Below are 15,547 nucleotides of genomic sequence, written 5' to 3' on the forward strand. Positions count from 1 at the left end.
AGGTTCGATGGACCGGGCAGAGCAAGCGGCGTCCCTGTTACCGCACGTCAAGCGATTAGCCGAGGAACACGGCCCCGCCCTCAAACGCGCCCAGACACTCCTCCTCGACGGAGCATTGGCGGGCCCGGCGGCGGACCGCCTCCAGAAGACCCTCGCAAACCAGCACGAGGACGTCCGCTCCGCCTTCTACGCCGCCTTCGACTCCGTCCGTCACCTGGCCTCCGGCGCCGGCCCACCCCGCGTCCGGGAGCCCTACATCGCAGGCGCACCCCGAGGCGGCCGCCAGACCCCGGCCGTCCGCAGCGGCTCACCGGAAAAGCTCGACCAGCTCTACGCGGAGCTGACCGGCACTTCGAACTCCTGGCAGGACGCGGCCCAGGCCCTCTCTGAAATCCTCGCCAACCTCGGCCTCACCACAGCCCCCGCCCGCACGATCTCCCGCTCCGCCCAAACGGTCACCGACCAGAAGTCCGAGGTACGCCGAAGCCGCGACGAGCTCCTCAAGACCGACCGCCAACAGGTCGTCCAATCCGCCAAGACGGGCAACCCACTCCGCGACGGCTGGAACGCCTACGCCCACCACTACCTCCCCGGCCTCGGCCAAGGCGTCAAGGACATGGGCCTCAGCGCCCTGGCGAGCAACCCGACCACCGCCCCCTTCTACATCGCGATCAAACCGAAGGGGTGGCTGCAACGAGGCCCCGTAGGCCAGATCCAGGGCCTGGCCCAAGGCGTCCAGCACCCGGTCGCCTTCGCCAAGGCCGCCGTCAACTGGGAAGAATGGAAACGTGACCCCGTCCGCGCCTTCGGCGAGGCCGCCCCCGCGATCGTCATAACAGCGGTAACCGCCGGCACCGGCACAGGCTCCGGCGTAGCCGCTCGCCTCGCCACCGCCCTCCGCCGCACCGGCAAAGCCGATACAGCCCAGTCCGCTCAAGCCCTGAAGAACGCCGCCGCAGAAGCCCCCAAGACGAGCGACCTGACCAGGCAACCTCCGGATACCCTCGACACTCCCCGGACAGCACCGGAACAGGCTGACCACCCAGCACTTCCACGAAGACCCGGTACCGCCGACGAACCTCACCCCGCCCTCACCGCCGCAGAGAAACAAGCGCTGGAAACCAGCTTAACGATCTAAAGGCGGCGAATGCCAAAAAGTATGCCGACGTGGCACGGGACCCAGACCACAACTTCAAGGCGACCAAGGGCTCTCAGGACGAGGCCAAGATATCGTTGGATCTCCTCAGAAGAGGAATATTCGACGAGAGCTATCAGCGCCCCAGCGGACCAAAGCAGGGAGATTTTATCGACAAAGGCGTTCATTGGGACATCAAGGGCATTCATTCAGACTGGCCACCAGGCGTACCCCAGCACGTCCGCGCAAGACCTTTTCCAAACGCCTACAGTTCGGCGGATTTCCGGAGCACTCTCCTCAAGCAATTCCAGATGAACCGGGGCGTGATAATCGACACACGAAATGCCGATCAAACTGCGATCAACGACATGCGGCGAATCATCGAACAGGAGGGGTGGGGTGACCGCGTCATCTGGTACCCCTGACGGCGACTGGAAGCCCCGGGCATGGCCGGCGAACTCGGAGGCCGCCGCGACACTGCGCGCTTGGCTCAACGATCCCGGCTCCACTCTTTATGCGCTCGATCTGGATTTCCGAGGTGCAGATCTGGCCGACGCCGACTTCATCGAGGCCTGGTTGAGCGGCTCGAACTTCGCCGACTCCGACCTCAGCCACGGCTTGCTGTGGAGAGCACACTGCGAGAATACGAATTTCAGTGCGGCGAATCTCACCGGAGTCGAGCTGGTCAAGTCCTTCCTCACGGAAGCGAACTTCACGAAGGCTCGGATGAGGGGCGCCAAGCTCGGGCGGGCGGAATGCATACGAACGTCCTTCGCCTGCGCGGACCTGAGACGAGCGCGCATCGGCGATGCCACGTTCATCGACTGCGACATGAAGAACACCGATCTGCGCGGTTCGACCGTGACGATGGCCGCATTCGGTGGGACCGACCTCACGAACGCCAAGGTGAGCGGTATGACCGGAAGCGTGGTCGGCTCGATCGTGGTCCGGGAGGGCGCCGAACTGACCGGCCTCCAGATGGAGCGCTGGCTCAGAGACAACGGCGCCCACGTATCGGTGACGGGCTGAATCCACTCCGCGCTACCAGGTGGCGGGGAACATGCGGTGTTTCAGCAGCGCGTTCACCAGGTCGGCGGCGTGCTCGGTATTGCCGCAGGGCGAGAGATGGCCGCCGCTTCCGGCTTCGTAGTAGGCCCAGTTGCCGCCGGGCGTCGCGCGGACACCGACCGCGACGCGGACGTGGTCGTCCAGGCTGTACGCGAAGACCCACAGCGTCGGCGGGCGGGCCGGGAACTCGCCGGCCTTGTAGAGCTTGACGTACCGGTAGCCCTCGGGCGCGAGAGCGGCGGCGAGCAGGTCGAGGTTGCGGATCGCCGTGGCGCGGCCCAGGCGGGTCCGCCACCGCAGCACGCGGCGGTGCGACCGGGTGGTCTTCGCGCTGAGCGGGTCAGCGGGCACGTAGCACCGCCCGGAGCGTTGCTCAGGGGTGTCGGCTTCGGCCGACGCCTCGCTGTCGAGGTCTTCGCGGGGGAGCGGTCCATCGGTCGCCCGCGGGCGACCCCGCTCGGACCGGATGATGTTCCAGCCGGGGAACGCCTCCCGAAGACGGGTTTTGGTCTGCTCGATCTCGTCCACGATGACCGCTTTCCAGGGGGTATGCACAAGTAGTTCATCGATCACTTTCAGTGAACACGCAGCGAGAACGCCGTGGCCAGGGGAGAGTTGGGGGAGGAACAGGGAGGAACGAGGGACCGCTCCTCCCCTGGACGGCCGGAAGGTGCAGCGCAGTGACGTCCCCCGGCAAGAAGGCCGTCGGCGCGCGGCTGCGGGCGGTGCGCGAAGCTCCGCCGTACTGGTCGCGGACGGCGATGGCGCAGCGCCTGCGCGAAGCAGCCGCACCCGGCGAACGGGCCGCCCTGCCCGGCGTCCAGTCGCTCGCCACCATGATCAAGCAATGGGAGGCGGGGAAGTTCGTCCCGCGCCCCGACTACCGCGCCCTCTACGCCAAAGCCACCGGCCGCACCGAACTCGACCTCTTCGGCGCCTACCCGCCCGGCCCCGGCGACTGCTGGCGCGGCGATGGAGTGACGCTGGACGACACCGAGCGCCTCACTCTCGCGGTGCTGCGTCCCGCTCGGCTCGATACCGCGGCGCTCGATGCCCTCGCCACCGTCCTGGCCGGGCAGCGGAGGCTGGAGGACGCGCTCGGGGCCGCCGCCCTTCTCTCCCCCGTCGCCGCTCAACTCACACTCTGACCGCGATGCTCAAGGACGCCCGAGGTCCGCAGCGGCGCGGGCTCGGCCGCATCGTCGCCGAGTGGACCGTGTACGCCGGGTGGCTGAACGCGGCACTCCGGCGGGACGGGCGGGCGATCACACTGTTCGGGGACGGTGAGGAGCTGGCCGACGAGTTCGGCGACGGCACCCTCGCGGCGATCGCCACGTCCTTCCGCGGCTACGTCGCCCGGCAGCAGGGCCGCTTTCGCGGGGTGGTGCGGGCTTCCATGGCGGCTCTCGCCACTCCGGGCGGTCATCCCGTTCAGGCGACCTTCGACCGGCTGCAGGCCGCCCAGGGGTACGCCGCGCTGGGGGAGGCCGACCGTGCGCGGCGCCTCCTGGACGAGGCGGCCGACCGGGCCGCCGACGACATCGAACCTCCGCCACCCGTGTACTGGTACTCCAGACCGTTCTTCGACCTGAACATCGGCGTCGCGTGGCTCGGCATCGGCGACTGTTCGGACGCGGCGGCGCTCTTGGCCGAGGGGTTGGACGGCATCCCGTCCGACCAGGCCGGCGCCGAGTGGCTCGATGAGTACCGGGCTGCGCTGGCCACGGCACGGGAGCACGCCTGACGGGCGTTCGCGGGGCGTCCCGACTCGACGAGGACGGCGGCGCTGGTCTCGGTCAAGGGGTGAGCAGCTTCTCCATCTCGGCGCGGACGGGTCCCGTGATCTCGACCGGGCGGCGGGTGTGCCGGTCGACGAAGACGTGCACGAAATGGCCCTCGGCCACGGCGGCGCCGTCGGACGCGCGGAACATGCCGATCTCCCACCGCACGCTGGAGCGGCCCAGCTTGCCGATGCGGAGGCCGACCTTGATCGCGTCCGGGAACGACACCTCGGCCTTGTACTCGCAATGGGACTCGACGCAGAGGCCGATGGAGGCGGACGTAGCGGGGTCGAAGCCGGCCGTCCGGATCATCCACGCGTTGATGACGGTGTCCATGAGCGAGTAGTGGACGACGTTGTTGACGTGCCCGTAGACGTCGTTGTCCTTCCACCGTGTCGGGACGTTCTCCCAGTGCTGGTACTCGCCGGTCATGAAGGGCAGCCTAGGGTCGTCACAGGGGCTGCACGGCATCGGACCGGCAGGACGGTGGCCACGCAAAACGGGGTCCGGGCGCGCTGGTGCGCGCGCCCAAGGCGGAAGCGGCGTCCACCAGGCCGCAAGGAAAGGTTCTGAGCACGATCCCGGCCAGGTGAACGCCGCCCCGGAGCGGCGCCCCGTCGGACGCCGCCGTCTCTCAGGACGCGCGGGCCGCGTCGAAGCGGGCCTGCACACCCGTCTCATTCCCGGCCACTATTGCAAATAACTTGCAGTTACGCCCATCATGCAAAAGGCCCGCCCCGGACCGGGGCGGGCCTTGTCGCGCGGGGTCAGTACTTGCGGCGGCCACCGCCTCCGCGCAGCCGGGCGAGCAGCCCGCGCACCTTGGCCTGCGTGCGCGGGTCGCGGGCGTAGCGGTCGGCCTTGGCCCGCATCTTGCGGCCCTGCGGGCCCCTGACGTATCTCATGATCCGGTCGACGACAGGCATGTTCGTCCTCCTCGGCCTAGGTCTCCGTTCAACGAGTGCCCGGTCCTGGAAGTTCAGAACGCCTCGTCGAGGGTGACGCTCCCCTCGACGCCGATCTGGTAGGCCGAAACCCGCCGCTCGAAGAAGTTGGACAGCTCCTGGACGTCCTGCAGCTCCATGAACGCGAACGGGTTCGCGGTGCCGTAGCGGGCCCGGAGACCGAGCCGGACGAGCCGCTGGTCCGCCACGTATTCGAGGTAGGCGCGCATGTCGTCCGCGCGCATGCCGGGCAGGCCGTCACCGCACAGGTCGCGGGCGAAGGCCAGCTCCGCCTGGACGGCCTCGTCCATCATCGCGGCGACCTGGGCGGTCAGCTCGGCGTCGAACAGCTCCGGTTCCTCGGCCCGGACGGTGTCCACCACGGCGAACGCGAACTCCATGTGCGCGCTTTCGTCGCGGAACACCCAGTTCGTCCCGGAGGCGAGGCCGTTCAGCAGGCCGCGCGACCGCAGCCAGTACACGTACGCGAAGGCGCCGTAGAAGAACAGGCCCTCGATGCACGCGGCGAAGCAGATGAGGTTGAGGAGGAAGGCGCGCCTGTCGGCGGCGGAGCGGAGCTCGCCCAAGGCGCCGAGGGAGTCGATCCAGCGGAAGCAGAACTCCGCCTTGGCCCGGATGGACGGGATGTGCTCGATCGCCGCGAACGCTCTTGCGCGCTCGTCCTGATCGGGCAGATACGTGTCCAGGAGGGTCAGATAAAACTGTACGTGGACGGCCTCCTCATATAGCTGCCGAGATAGGTAGAGCCGGGCCTCCGGTGCGTTCACGTGCTTGTAGAGGTTCAGCACCAGGTTGTTCGCCACGATCGAGTCGCCGGTGGCGAAGAACGCGACGAGCCGGTTGACGAGGTGCAGCTCGGCGGGCGTGAGCCGCGCCAGGTCGGCCAGGTCGGACGCGAGGTCGACCTCCTCGACCGTCCACGTGTTGCGGATCGCGGCCCGGTACCGCTCGTAGAAGTCCGGGTAGCGCATGGGCCGCAAGGTCAGGTCCATGCCGGGGTCGAGCAGCATGCCGCGCCCTTCCGTTCGCGCGCTCACTGGCACGCCTCGCAGGACTCGGGGTTCTCCAGGGAGCACACGGCGGCGGACGCGACCGTCGTCTGCGCGATCCGCGTCGCCGGACGCGAACGCAGGTAGTACGTCGTCTTGAGCCCGGCACGCCACGCGTAGGCGTACATCGAGGAGAGCTTCCCGATCGTCGGCGTCTCCATGAACAGGTTCAGCGAGTGCGCCTGGTCGATGTACGGGGTGCGGGCGGCGGCGAGGTCGATGAGCGCCTTCTGCGGCAGCTCCCAGGCCGTCCGGTAGAGGGCGCGCATCTCGTCCGGGAGGCCGGCGAGGCCCTGGACGGACCCGTCCGCCTTCTTGACCGCCTCCCGGACGGCCGGCGTCCACCGCCCGAGCGACTTCAAATCGTCCACCAGGTAGGCGTTGACCTGCAAGAACTCGCCGGACAGCGTCTCGCGCTTGAACAGGTTGGACACCGGCGGCTCGATGCACTCGCAGCACCCCGCGATGGAGGCGATCGTCGCGGTCGGCGCGATCGCGATCAGCAGCGAGTTGCGGAGCCCGACCTCGGCGACGCGTTCCAGGAGCGCCTCCCACGCGTCCGGACGGGACGGTGCCGCGTCCGGGAAGTGGTCCAAGTGAAGCTGACCGCGAGCGGTGCGCGTCATGGCGTAGGCGGGTAGCGGGCCATGCGCGGCGGCGAGATCGGCGGACGCGTCGTAGGCCGCTAGCGCGATCTCCTCGGCGATGCGCGTCGACAGCGCGAGGGCCTCGTCCGAGTCGAACGGCAGGCGAAGGGTGAAGAAGACGTCCGCGAGACCCATCACGCCCAGGCCGACTGGTCGCCACTTGCGGTTGGCCGCCTCCGCCTCCGGCGTGGGGTAAAAGCCCTTGTCGATGGTTCGGTCCAGGAAGCGCACGGCGGTGCGGACCGTTGAGCGAAGCCGCTCCCAGTCGACCCCAGCGGGCGTGACGTGCGCGGCCAGATTCACCGATCCGAGGTTGCAGACGGCCGCCTCACCATCGCTCGTCACCTCAAGGATCTCCGTGCAGAGGTTCGACAGATGGACGGTCTGCCCCGGCTCCGCGGTCTGGTTGCACGCGCGGTTCGCGGCGTCCTTGAACGTCATCCACCCGTTGCCGGTCTCGGCAAGGGTTCTCATCATGCGCCCGTACAGCTTGCGGGCCGGGATCTGCCGGACGAACCGTCCGTCCCGTTCCGCCGCCCGGTACGCCTCGTCGAACGCGTCGCCCCACAGGTCGGCCAGCTCCGGGACCTCCTTCGGGTCGAACAGCGACCACGGGGCGTCGTCCTCGACGCGCCGCATGAACTCGTCCGGGATCCAGTTGGCGAGGTTGAGGTTGTGGGTGCGCCGCGCGTCCTCGCCCGTGTTGTCGCGCAGTTCGAGGAACTCCTCGACGTCGGCGTGCCACGGCTCCAGGTACACGCAGGCCGCGCCCTTGCGGCGCCCGCCCTGGTTGACGGCGGCGACGGACGCGTCCAGCGTGCGCAGCCACGGGACGATGCCGTTGGAGTGCCCGTTGGTGCCGCGGATCAGCGACCCCCGCGAGCGGACCTTCGTCCACGAGATCCCGATGCCGCCCGCGTACTTGCTGAGCCGCGCCACCTGCCCGTACCGCTCGTAGATCGACTCCAGCTCGTCGCGCGGCGAGTCGAGCAGGAAGCACGACGACAGCTGCGGGCGGCGCGCGGCCGAGTTGAACAGCGTCGGCGAGCTGGGCAGGTAGGACAGCGTGCTGAGCAGCCCGTACAGCTCGGCCGCCTCCGCCACGCCGTCGGCCAGCCCGCAGGCGACGCGCAGCAGGAAGTGCTGGGGCCGCTCCAGGACGAGCCGCGAGCGCGGATGCCGAAGCAGATACCGGTCGTAGAGGGTGCGCAGCCCGAAGTACTCGAACCGGTCGTCGGCGGCGTCGTCGACGAGCGCGTCGAGGGCGGCCGCGTTGGCGGCGACGAACGCGGCGGGCGCGTCCGCCAGCAGGCCCTCGCGGTGCCCGGCGGCGACCGACTCGGCGAACGTCCGGACCCCGGCGGACGCCGCCTCGTCCCGGATCCGGGCGCCGAGCAGCCGCGCCGCGACCTTGGAGTAGCCGGGTTCGGCGGGCACCAGGGCGGCGGCCTCGCCGATCGCGAGCTCCCGCAGCGCCGCCGCGTCGAGCCCTCCTCCGCCTCGGACGGCGGCGAGCACCCGGCCCGCCTCGACGTCCGGTATCCCCTCGCAGGCGGCCTCGACCTCCGCTGCGATCCCCGTCGCCGGTGGTGCGGCCAGAGCCTGTGTCACGTGCGTCTCCCCTCGCGAACCGCCTCGCGGAGGCACGCGAACGGGACGCGACGGCACGCCGCGCTCCGCCCGTCGGCCCACCCGCGAGGCCCTGGACGTATCAGCCTGGGGCCGGCCCCCAGACTCCCGAAGGAGGTCAGGCGACCCTCGCTTCGCTGGAGCTCCACTCCGGTCGCCCTACCTCCGTGCGGCAGGTCTTCGGACTCGCGGGCGCCGCCTCCTCCGAGGCGTCCTACTGGCCGTCGCTTCCCAGGCCGCGAGGCCCAGTGCGTGATGACGGCGGTCGTTCCCACTCACCGCTGCGGGGCAGTCCCGGACTCGCACCGGGTTCCCTCTTGCGACGCCCCCGCCGCGAACGGCGGGGGCGTACCAGCACGGGATTGGAACCCTACATCTAGTTGGCGATCTTTGTGCAACCCCAAGATGTTGGGCGCGTCGGCGGTGTCCGCGGGTCGGCTGCGCGGGCCGGGACGGTGCTGGCACGATGGAGCCGTCATGTCCGAGCACCCCCCGAGCCCCTGGTTCCGGATCGCACGCGCGGTGGTCTTCGCCACCGTGTGCGTGACGCTGGCCGTCCTCGGGCACGTCCTCGCCGGTGGGGACGCGGTCCCCGGGTGGGCGGGCATGACGGGGTTCGGCGCGGTCCTCGGCGTGTCGCTGATGCTGGCCGGGCACGAACGCTCCCTCGCCACGATCCTGGGCGGGCTGCTCGGCGGGCAGTTCGCGCTGCACACGCTGTTCACCCAGGCCGCCCCCGCGACGCACCACGCGCCCGCGATGGCGCACCACACGCCCGCGATGCACGGGGCGATGTCGTCCGGCGCGGACGCCATGGCGGCCCCGGCCGCGCACGGCGCCGCCAGCGGCCTGGTCATGACGCTCGCGCACTGCGTGGCGGCGCTGGTCGCCGCGTGGTGGCTGCGGCGCGGCGAGCGGGCGGCGTGGACGGTGGCCCGCCGGGTCGCCGCGGCGGCCGACCGTCCCGTCCGGCTGCTGCTCGCCCTGCTGACCGTCGAGAAGGCGGTGCCCCCGCGGCCGGTCCCGGTGGTGCCGGCGCCGGTCGCCGGCCCGGCCGTCGGCAGGGTGCTGCGGCACCAGGTCGTCCGGCGGGGTCCCCCGCCGCGTTCGAGGGCGCTCGCCCACTCCTGAGGCGAGCGCCGTACGTCACCGGACGCCGATGCCGGTCCACGGCGCGTCCGGCTTCTTCCCGTACGACTCGAACGGAGTTCCGTCATGTCCTTCCCCACGCACGCGCGCCGGTTGGGCGCCGTCACGTCCCTCGCCGCCATGTCCGTGGCCGCGCTGACGGCGGCCCCGGCGTCCGCCCACACCACGCTCACGTCGGCCAGCCCCGCGAAGGACGCGACGGTCGCGGCGCCGTCCGAGATCGTCCTGACCTACACGGACCCGGTCCGGCTCCCGCGCGTGGTCGTGACGGACGCGGCGAAGAAGCAGTACCAGTCGGGATCGGCGCGGGCGGTCGACAACAAGGTCACGCAGGTGGTCGGCGGCGGCCTGCCGGACGGGACGTACACGGTCGGCTGGCGCGTCGTGTCCTCGGACGGGCACCCGGTCGAGGGCGCCTACACCTTCACCGTGACGGGCACCGCGCGACCCGCGGCGCCGGCACCGTCTCCGGCGTCTCCGGCGTCTCCGGCGTCTCCGGCGTCCGCGACGTCCGCCGAGGACTCGGGCGGCTCGTCCGGCTGGCTCTGGATCGGCCTGATCGTGCTGGTCGTCGTGCTGGCGGCGGGCGCGGCCGGCCGGCTCCGCCGGTCCTCCGCCGGCCAGGATTGATCATTTGCCTCCCGGTCGGGTGATTACAGGATTACAGTGATTACCCGACCGGTGGCAATCCTGGGGGCCTCATGATCGTCGAGTACATCCGCTACACCATCGATCCGCAAGACACGGAGGAGTTCGAGGCCGCGTACGCGCGGGCCGCCGTCCCCCTCTCGGCCGCGCCGCAGTGCGTCGACTACGAACTGTCCCGATGCGTCGACGAGCCCTCGTCGTACATCCTGCGCATCCGCTGGACGTCCGCCGACGACCACATGAAGGGATTCCGCGGCGGCGAGCACTTCCCCGCCTTCTTCGCCGAGATCAAACCGTACGTGCGGCAGATCGAGGAGATGCGGCACTACGAGCGGACGCCGGTGCACGGCGCCGGGGCGTCCGTCCCGACGATGTACGACTGGGCGGGCGGCGGCGAGGTGTTCGAGCGGCTCACCGAGGTCTTCTACGCGAACGTCCTCAAGGACGACCTGCTCCTCCCCCTGTTCGAGCACATGGCGCCGGACCACCCGAAGTGGGTCGCGATCTGGCTGAGCGAGGTCTTCCGCGGCCCGGAGCGCTACAGCGGTGAGCGCGGCGGCTACCGCCACATGGTCCGTCAGCACCTCGGCCGCGGCATCACCGAGGCGCAGCGCCGCCGCTGGGTCGCCCTCCTGATGGACGCGGCGGACGAGGTCGGCCTCCCCGACGACCCCGAGTTCCGCGCCGCCTTCGCCTCCTACATCGAGTGGGGCACGCGCATAGCGCTGGCCAACTCCCAGCCCGAGGCGACCCCGCCCCTGGAGGCCCCCATGCCGCACTGGAGCTGGGGCGTGGCCCCGCCCTACATCCCGTCCGAGTAACGCGGGGCTACGGGGCGAAGGCGCGGAGGGTGATTTCCACGAGGGCGTCGGCGTACTCCGGGGTGAGGGGGCCGGATCGGTGCAGCCAGCGTTGGTGGAGCGGGGCGTACAGCACCTCTAGCACCAGGTCGAGATCGGCGTCCGCCGCGAGCTGGCCCGCCCGCTGGGCGCTGCGCAACCGCTCCTTCTTGGCCTCGTCGACGGGGCCGGCGAGCTTCTCGCGGTAGGCGTCGGCCAGCGCGGGGTCGGCGACGATCTCCAGGTTGAGCGCCCTGACGGGCGCCTCGAACACCGGGTCGGCGAACTCGGCGACGGTCGCCCGCATGACGGTCTTGAGATCGGCCTCCAGGTCGCCGGTGTCGGGCAGCCGGACGCCGTCCTCGCCCCTGCTGAGCTCCAGGAACGAGTCGAAGATCACGGCGCCCTTGGACGGCCACCAGCGGTAGATCGTCTGCTTGCCCACTCCCGCGCGGGACGCGATGGCCTCGATCGACACCTTGGCGTAGCCGACCTCGGAGACGAGGGCGCGCGCGGCGTCCAGGACGGCCCGGCGGGACCGCTCGCTGCGCCGGGCGGGGTTGGGCTTTCTGGCCTGCGACACGGCTCGGAGCCTAGCATCACGACGAGACGAGACGGTCCGTCTTGACAAAGCGTCGATCCGTTCGCATACTCGATTAGACGAGACGGAACGTCTCGTCTTGTGGTGCCTGGGGCGCCTCAGCCGCAAGCCGGCACTGAAGAGGGAGGTGGGCGTTTGCGTACCGCGGCCCAACTGGCACTCACCGAGATCACCAAGCGCTACGGCGACCGGGTCGTCCTGGACCGGGTGTCGCTCACCGTGCGGCCCGGCGAGCGGGTCGGCGTGATCGGCGACAACGGATCGGGCAAGTCCACGCTGCTCAAGCTCATGGCGCACGCCGAGCGGCCGGACAACGGCGAGCTCGTGGTCGTGGCTCCAGGCGGCATCGGGTACCTGCCGCAGTCGCTCGCGCTCTCGCCGCACGCCACGGTGGCCGACGCCATCGACACGGCGCTGGCCGACCTGCGCGACCTGGAGGCCCGGATGCGCGCGGCCGAACGCTCGCTCGGCGAAGACGACCTGGAGTTCTATGCCGGGCTGGTCGCGGCGTTCGAGGCGCGGGGCGGCTACGAGGCCGACACCCGCGTGGACGTCGCGCTGCACGGCCTCGGCCTCCCCGGGCTCGACCGCCGCCGCCGGCTGGGCACGCTCTCCGGCGGTGAGCGCTCGCGGCTCGCCCTGGCCGCGACGCTGGCGTCCGCTCCCGAACTGCTGCTGCTCGACGAGCCGACCAACGATCTGGACGACCAGGCCGTGGAGTGGCTCGAACGGCGGCTGCGGGCGCACCGGGGCACGGTCGTCGCGATCACGCACGACCGGACGTTCCTGGAGCGCGTGACCACCGCCGTCCTGGAGGTCGGCGACGGGCAGGTGCGCCGCTACGGCGACGGATACGGCGGATACCTCGCGGCCAAGGCCGCCGAGCGTGCCGCGCAGGCGCGGGCCCACGAGGAGTGGACGGCCGAGCGGAACCGGCATGCCGCGCTGGTGACCGCCAACGCCGGACGGCTCGCGGGCATCCCGCGCAAGATGGCCAAGGCGGGCATGGGCACCGGGGCGTGGCGGGCACGCTCGCGGACGCACGGCGCGGCCGGACGCATCCGGCAGTCGCGGCAGCGGCTGCGGTGGCTCGCCGACCATCCGGCACCGCCGCCGCCCGAGCCGCTGCGCTTCACGCCCGCCCTCACCACCGCGGAACCCGCCGGGGTCGAGATCGACGGCCTCGTGGTCACGGGACGGCTCCGCCTGGACTCCCTGACCGTCCACGCCGGTGAGCGGCTGCTGGTCACCGGCCCCAACGGAGCGGGCAAGACGACGCTGATGCGGGTGCTCGCCGGTGAACTGCGGCCGGACGCGGGCGAGGTGCGCCGCACGGGCCGCGTCGGCTTCTTCCGCCAGGACGAACCGGACGTGCGGCCGACGGACCACACCGTCCTGAGCGCCTACGCGCACAACCGCCCCGGAACCCTGGACGAGCACGCCGACGCGCTGCTCGCCCTCGGCCTGTTCCGGCCGTCCGATCTGATGCTGCGCGTGGACGACCTCTCCTACGGGCAGCGGCGCCGGATCGAGCTGGCCCGGCTGGTCGGCGAACCGGTCGACCTGCTCCTGCTGGACGAGCCGACCAACCACCTGTCGCCGATGCTCGTGGAGCAACTGGAGGAGGCACTGACCGCGTACGAGGGCGCCCTGGTGGTCGTGACGCACGACCGGCGCCTGCGGGCCGCGTTCACCGGAACCCGCTTGGAGCTGGGACGTCACGGGTCGCGTCCGGCCTTGGAGAACGCCTGACAGGCCACCGGTCGGCAGGCGCCACCGGCGTCCACGAGGCCCCGAGAAAAAATCTTGAAAGAAAATCAGATGGGATGTCGATCCGGCGGTGGGTCGTGCGACGCGTCAGTGAAAGGCCGATGAGACGCACCGCACGGAAGGGCCACCGCCATGACCGCTCACACGATCCAGACCTCCGACTCCGCTCCCGCCCCGGCCGCCCAGGCCGCCCCGACCGCCCCGGCCGCCGGGAAGCGCCGTGGTACGCGGCGCAAGGTGCTGTGGGGCGTGCAGATCCTGCTGGCCGCGTTCCTGCTGATCGCCTCGGGCCTGCCCAAGCTGGCCGGGGAGGCCAACGCCGTGGAGACCTTCGCCCGGATCGGCTGGGGCCAGTGGTTCCGGTACCTCACCGGCGTCGTCGAGGTCGCCGGGGCGATCGGCCTGGTCCTCCCGCGGCTGGCCGGGATCGCCGCCACCGGGCTGATCGGCCTCATGGCCGGCGCCGTCGTGACCCAGGTGCTGGTGCTGGAGCCCGCGTGGAGCGCGATGCCCGCCGCGTTCGCCGCCGTGTTCGCCGCCATCGCCTGGGACCGCCGCCCCGAAACCCGCGAACTGCTGCACTCCCTGAAGCGCTGACCCACCAGAGAGCCCCCGACCACAGGATGGTCGGGGGCTCTGGTCATCGCCGGCGAGAGGACGCAGGGACGTGAGGACGTGGGGACGTGGGGACGTGGGGAAAGGCCACGCGACTCCGGGCAGTAGCATCCAGTTCGCCCGATTTCTACGCACGGCCCGAGAGGTGCGGCACGATGGCGGACGGCGACGGCGTCGCACTGGACGATCCCGTGGGCGAGTCGCTCCGCGGGCACCACGCGCACCTGGCCCGCCGGCTCGGACGGGCCGCCACCTACCTGCCGGGGGTGTCGACGTTCTCCACCGTGCCCGCCGAGCCGGACGCGGCGGAGTGGGACGACCTCGCCAGGCTGCTCGGACGCGGCGAACTCGCCGACATGTTCAGCAGCCCCGCGACCCCGCCGCCGGACTGGGAGCCGGTCTTCGTCCTCGGCGGGCTCCAGATGGTCTGGTCCGGCAGCGCCGAGACCGACGACGGCGTGGTCGAACTGGGTGCGGACGATGTGCCCGAGATGCTCGATCTTGTCGCGTGCGCCCGGCCGGGACCGTTCTGGCCGCGCACCCGCGAACTCGGCGCCTACGTCGGCATCCGCGAGAACGGCGCCCTCGAGCGGCTCCGGCCCCCGGGCTGGACGGAGATCAGCACCGTCTGCACCGCCCCCGAAGCGCGGGGACGCGGGCACGCCGCCCGGCTGATACGCGCGCTCGCGGCTCGCGTCATGTCCCGGGGCGAGCGTCCCTTCCTGCATGTGATCGAGGCGAACACCGGCGCGATCGCGCTGTACGAGCGGCTCGGCTTCGAGACCCGGAGGCACGTGACCTTCCGCGGCTTCCGGATCCCCTGACGCGGACGGGGCTCAGGCGACCGTGCCCCGGACGGCCCATGCCCTGGCGGTCAACGGGACGGAGGCGTCCGGGTTCGCGGGCAGCCGCTCGCGCAGCAGATCGCGCAGGTCGCGTCGCTGCTCGCGGGTCAGCGTGGCGACGTATCCGGGGGCCGGGCCCTGGCCGCCCAGGAACGGCGACCAGTAGTCGTCGAAGTCGGCGAAGAGCGTGGGCACGTCGATCGCGTGGACCCTCACCTCGCCCAGCCCCGCGTCGGTCCAGAGGCGCGAGAGGGGTTCCGGCCCGCACATCGGGAAGCGGCGGCCCTCGTCCAGCGCGGCGGCGGCAGGGTCGAGCTCGGTGGCGGCGTCCCAGAAGTGGCGCAGCATCGCCATGCCGCCGGCGTAGTCCCAGACGTAGGCGGCGACCGCGCCGCCCGGTTCGGTGACCCGGACGAACTCGGCCAGCGCGCGGCGCGGCTCGGGCACGAAGTTGAGCGCCAGCCCGCTGACGACGGCGTCGAAGCGCCGGCCGGCCACCGGCAGGACCCGCGCGTCGCCGCGCAGGAACGCGGCGCGCGCGTCGCCGGTCCGCTCCCGCGCGCGGGCGAGGAATCCCGCGGACGTGTCCACGCCGACGATCCGGCCCGGGGCCGCCATCGCCAGCACCGCGGCGGTCAGCGCTCCCGTGCCGCAGCCGACGTCCAGCCACCGCCGCCCCGCCGGGACGTCCAGCCAGGGCAGGAACGCCTCCGCAACAGGACGGCTCCACCGGCCCACGTACGCCTCGTACGCGTGGCCGACCGCCCAGACGTCGCCGCCCCGCTCCACACCGCGACAGTAGACCG

At 71.4% G+C, this 15,547-nt stretch carries 18 protein-coding genes and 1 riboswitch; of the genes, 11 read left to right on the forward strand and 7 right to left on the reverse strand.

The window, feature by feature from the left end; all coding sequences use genetic code 11:
* Nucleotides 1-7 precede the first annotated feature (7 nt).
* The 3 genes from SM611_RS21255 to SM611_RS21265 are packed head-to-tail and all read left to right on the forward strand — an operon-like array spanning nucleotide 8 to nucleotide 2,164.
* On the forward strand, nucleotides 8-1,138 hold the full coding sequence (locus SM611_RS21255) for a hypothetical protein (RefSeq protein WP_371951611.1): 1,131 nt from the start codon (nucleotides 8-10) through the stop codon (nucleotides 1,136-1,138).
* A 29-nt stretch (nucleotides 1,139-1,167) separates the two neighbouring features.
* Nucleotides 1,168-1,560 (forward strand): hypothetical protein, encoded by a 393-nt coding sequence (locus SM611_RS21260; protein ID WP_371951612.1) that lies wholly within the window; start codon nucleotides 1,168-1,170, stop codon nucleotides 1,558-1,560.
* Nucleotides 1,535-2,164, forward strand: coding sequence for a pentapeptide repeat-containing protein (locus tag SM611_RS21265; protein ID WP_371951613.1), 630 nt, complete (start codon nucleotides 1,535-1,537; stop codon nucleotides 2,162-2,164). Before SM611_RS21260 ends, SM611_RS21265 begins: the two co-directional genes overlap by 26 nt.
* 12 nt (nucleotides 2,165-2,176) lie before the next feature.
* Here SM611_RS21265 and SM611_RS21270 read toward each other — a convergent pair whose 3' ends face one another.
* Nucleotides 2,177-2,731: a hypothetical protein gene (locus SM611_RS21270; RefSeq protein ID WP_371951614.1), complete on the reverse strand. Its 555-nt coding sequence runs from the start codon at nucleotides 2,729-2,731 to the stop codon at nucleotides 2,177-2,179.
* A gap of 152 nt (nucleotides 2,732-2,883) precedes the next feature.
* Here SM611_RS21270 and SM611_RS21275 point away from each other — a divergent pair, with 152 nt between their 5' ends.
* Both SM611_RS21275 and SM611_RS21280 read left to right on the forward strand, forming a co-directional pair.
* Nucleotides 2,884-3,351 carry a hypothetical protein gene (locus tag SM611_RS21275; protein WP_371951615.1) on the forward strand — a complete coding sequence of 156 codons (468 nt, stop codon included), beginning with the start codon at nucleotides 2,884-2,886 and terminating at the stop codon, nucleotides 3,349-3,351.
* Between the two features lie 5 nt (nucleotides 3,352-3,356).
* Nucleotides 3,357-3,947, forward strand: a complete 591-nt coding sequence (locus SM611_RS21280) for a hypothetical protein (protein WP_371951616.1) — start codon at nucleotides 3,357-3,359, stop codon at nucleotides 3,945-3,947.
* Nucleotides 3,948-3,999: 52 nt separating this feature from the next.
* On the opposite strand, the gene SM611_RS21285 is transcribed toward SM611_RS21280, so the two are convergent.
* The 4 genes from SM611_RS21285 to SM611_RS21300 form a co-directional block, all read right to left on the reverse strand.
* A complete protein-coding gene (locus SM611_RS21285) occupies nucleotides 4,000-4,416 on the reverse strand; it encodes an acyl-CoA thioesterase (protein ID WP_371951617.1) in 417 nt (138 codons plus the stop codon).
* A gap of 335 nt (nucleotides 4,417-4,751) precedes the next feature.
* Complete coding sequence (locus tag SM611_RS21290) at nucleotides 4,752-4,910, reverse strand: hypothetical protein (RefSeq protein ID WP_371951618.1); 159 nt, start codon at nucleotides 4,908-4,910, stop codon at nucleotides 4,752-4,754.
* Between the two features lie 53 nt (nucleotides 4,911-4,963).
* Nucleotides 4,964-5,986, reverse strand: a complete 1,023-nt coding sequence (locus tag SM611_RS21295) for a ribonucleotide-diphosphate reductase subunit beta (protein ID WP_371951619.1) — start codon at nucleotides 5,984-5,986, stop codon at nucleotides 4,964-4,966.
* Nucleotides 5,983-8,256: a ribonucleoside-diphosphate reductase subunit alpha gene (locus tag SM611_RS21300; RefSeq protein WP_371951620.1), complete on the reverse strand. Its 2,274-nt coding sequence runs from the start codon at nucleotides 8,254-8,256 to the stop codon at nucleotides 5,983-5,985. The genes SM611_RS21295 and SM611_RS21300 overlap by 4 nt, the downstream gene beginning before the upstream one ends.
* A gap of 172 nt (nucleotides 8,257-8,428) precedes the next feature.
* A riboswitch (cobalamin riboswitch) is annotated at nucleotides 8,429-8,646 on the reverse strand.
* Between the two features lie 105 nt (nucleotides 8,647-8,751).
* Between SM611_RS21300 and SM611_RS21305 the strand changes: the two genes are divergently transcribed.
* The 3 genes from SM611_RS21305 (at nucleotide 8,752) to SM611_RS21315 (ending at nucleotide 10,892) form a co-directional block, all read left to right on the forward strand.
* Nucleotides 8,752-9,405 carry an MFS transporter gene (locus SM611_RS21305; protein ID WP_371951621.1) on the forward strand — a complete coding sequence of 218 codons (654 nt, stop codon included), beginning with the start codon at nucleotides 8,752-8,754 and terminating at the stop codon, nucleotides 9,403-9,405.
* Between the two features lie 84 nt (nucleotides 9,406-9,489).
* A complete protein-coding gene (locus SM611_RS21310; RefSeq protein WP_371951622.1) occupies nucleotides 9,490-10,053 on the forward strand; it encodes a copper resistance CopC family protein in 564 nt (187 codons plus the stop codon).
* A gap of 71 nt (nucleotides 10,054-10,124) precedes the next feature.
* Nucleotides 10,125-10,892: a group II truncated hemoglobin gene (locus tag SM611_RS21315; protein ID WP_371951623.1), complete on the forward strand. Its 768-nt coding sequence runs from the start codon at nucleotides 10,125-10,127 to the stop codon at nucleotides 10,890-10,892.
* Between the two features lie 7 nt (nucleotides 10,893-10,899).
* Here the strand turns inward: SM611_RS21315 and SM611_RS21320 are convergent, their stop codons facing one another.
* Nucleotides 10,900-11,493 carry a TetR/AcrR family transcriptional regulator gene (locus tag SM611_RS21320; RefSeq protein WP_371951624.1) on the reverse strand — a complete coding sequence of 198 codons (594 nt, stop codon included), beginning with the start codon at nucleotides 11,491-11,493 and terminating at the stop codon, nucleotides 10,900-10,902.
* Nucleotides 11,494-11,646: 153 nt separating this feature from the next.
* Here SM611_RS21320 and abc-f point away from each other — a divergent pair, with 153 nt between their 5' ends.
* From abc-f to SM611_RS21335, 3 genes are all read left to right on the forward strand, one after another.
* Nucleotides 11,647-13,263 (forward strand): ribosomal protection-like ABC-F family protein, encoded by a 1,617-nt coding sequence (gene abc-f / locus SM611_RS21325; RefSeq protein ID WP_371951625.1) that lies wholly within the window; start codon nucleotides 11,647-11,649, stop codon nucleotides 13,261-13,263.
* A 150-nt stretch (nucleotides 13,264-13,413) separates the two neighbouring features.
* Nucleotides 13,414-13,878 carry a DoxX family protein gene (locus SM611_RS21330; protein ID WP_371951626.1) on the forward strand — a complete coding sequence of 155 codons (465 nt, stop codon included), beginning with the start codon at nucleotides 13,414-13,416 and terminating at the stop codon, nucleotides 13,876-13,878.
* A gap of 173 nt (nucleotides 13,879-14,051) precedes the next feature.
* Nucleotides 14,052-14,720: a GNAT family N-acetyltransferase gene (locus tag SM611_RS21335; protein ID WP_371951627.1), complete on the forward strand. Its 669-nt coding sequence runs from the start codon at nucleotides 14,052-14,054 to the stop codon at nucleotides 14,718-14,720.
* Between the two features lie 12 nt (nucleotides 14,721-14,732).
* Here SM611_RS21335 and SM611_RS21340 read toward each other — a convergent pair whose 3' ends face one another.
* The gene (locus SM611_RS21340) at nucleotides 14,733-15,530 is read right to left on the reverse strand and encodes a class I SAM-dependent methyltransferase (protein ID WP_371951628.1); all 798 of its coding nucleotides are present in this window, start codon (nucleotides 15,528-15,530) and stop codon (nucleotides 14,733-14,735) included.
* Nucleotides 15,531-15,547: the final 17 nt, after the last annotated feature.

Source organism: Actinomadura monticuli, from assembly GCF_041463655.1.
GTDB lineage: Bacteria > Actinomycetota > Actinomycetes > Streptosporangiales > Streptosporangiaceae > Spirillospora > Spirillospora monticuli.

Bases quoted from the DNA above. Each gene is read 5' to 3' on its own strand.
- SM611_RS21335 (WP_371951627.1), top strand. From the start codon at position 14,052: ATGGCGGACGGCGACGGCGTCGCACTGGACGATCCCGTGGGCGAGTCG.
- SM611_RS21310 (WP_371951622.1), top strand. From the start codon at position 9,490: ATGTCCTTCCCCACGCACGCGCGCCGGTTGGGCGCCGTCACGTCCCTC.
- SM611_RS21315 (WP_371951623.1), top strand. From the start codon at position 10,125: ATGATCGTCGAGTACATCCGCTACACCATCGATCCGCAAGACACGGAG.
- SM611_RS21290 (WP_371951618.1), bottom strand. From the start codon at position 4,910: ATGCCTGTCGTCGACCGGATCATGAGATACGTCAGGGGCCCGCAGGGC.
- SM611_RS21285 (WP_371951617.1), bottom strand. From the start codon at position 4,416: ATGACCGGCGAGTACCAGCACTGGGAGAACGTCCCGACACGGTGGAAG.
- SM611_RS21255 (WP_371951611.1), top strand. From the start codon at position 8: ATGGACCGGGCAGAGCAAGCGGCGTCCCTGTTACCGCACGTCAAGCGA.
- SM611_RS21330 (WP_371951626.1), top strand. From the start codon at position 13,414: ATGACCGCTCACACGATCCAGACCTCCGACTCCGCTCCCGCCCCGGCC.
- SM611_RS21305 (WP_371951621.1), top strand. From the start codon at position 8,752: ATGTCCGAGCACCCCCCGAGCCCCTGGTTCCGGATCGCACGCGCGGTG.
- SM611_RS21280 (WP_371951616.1), top strand. From the start codon at position 3,357: ATGCTCAAGGACGCCCGAGGTCCGCAGCGGCGCGGGCTCGGCCGCATC.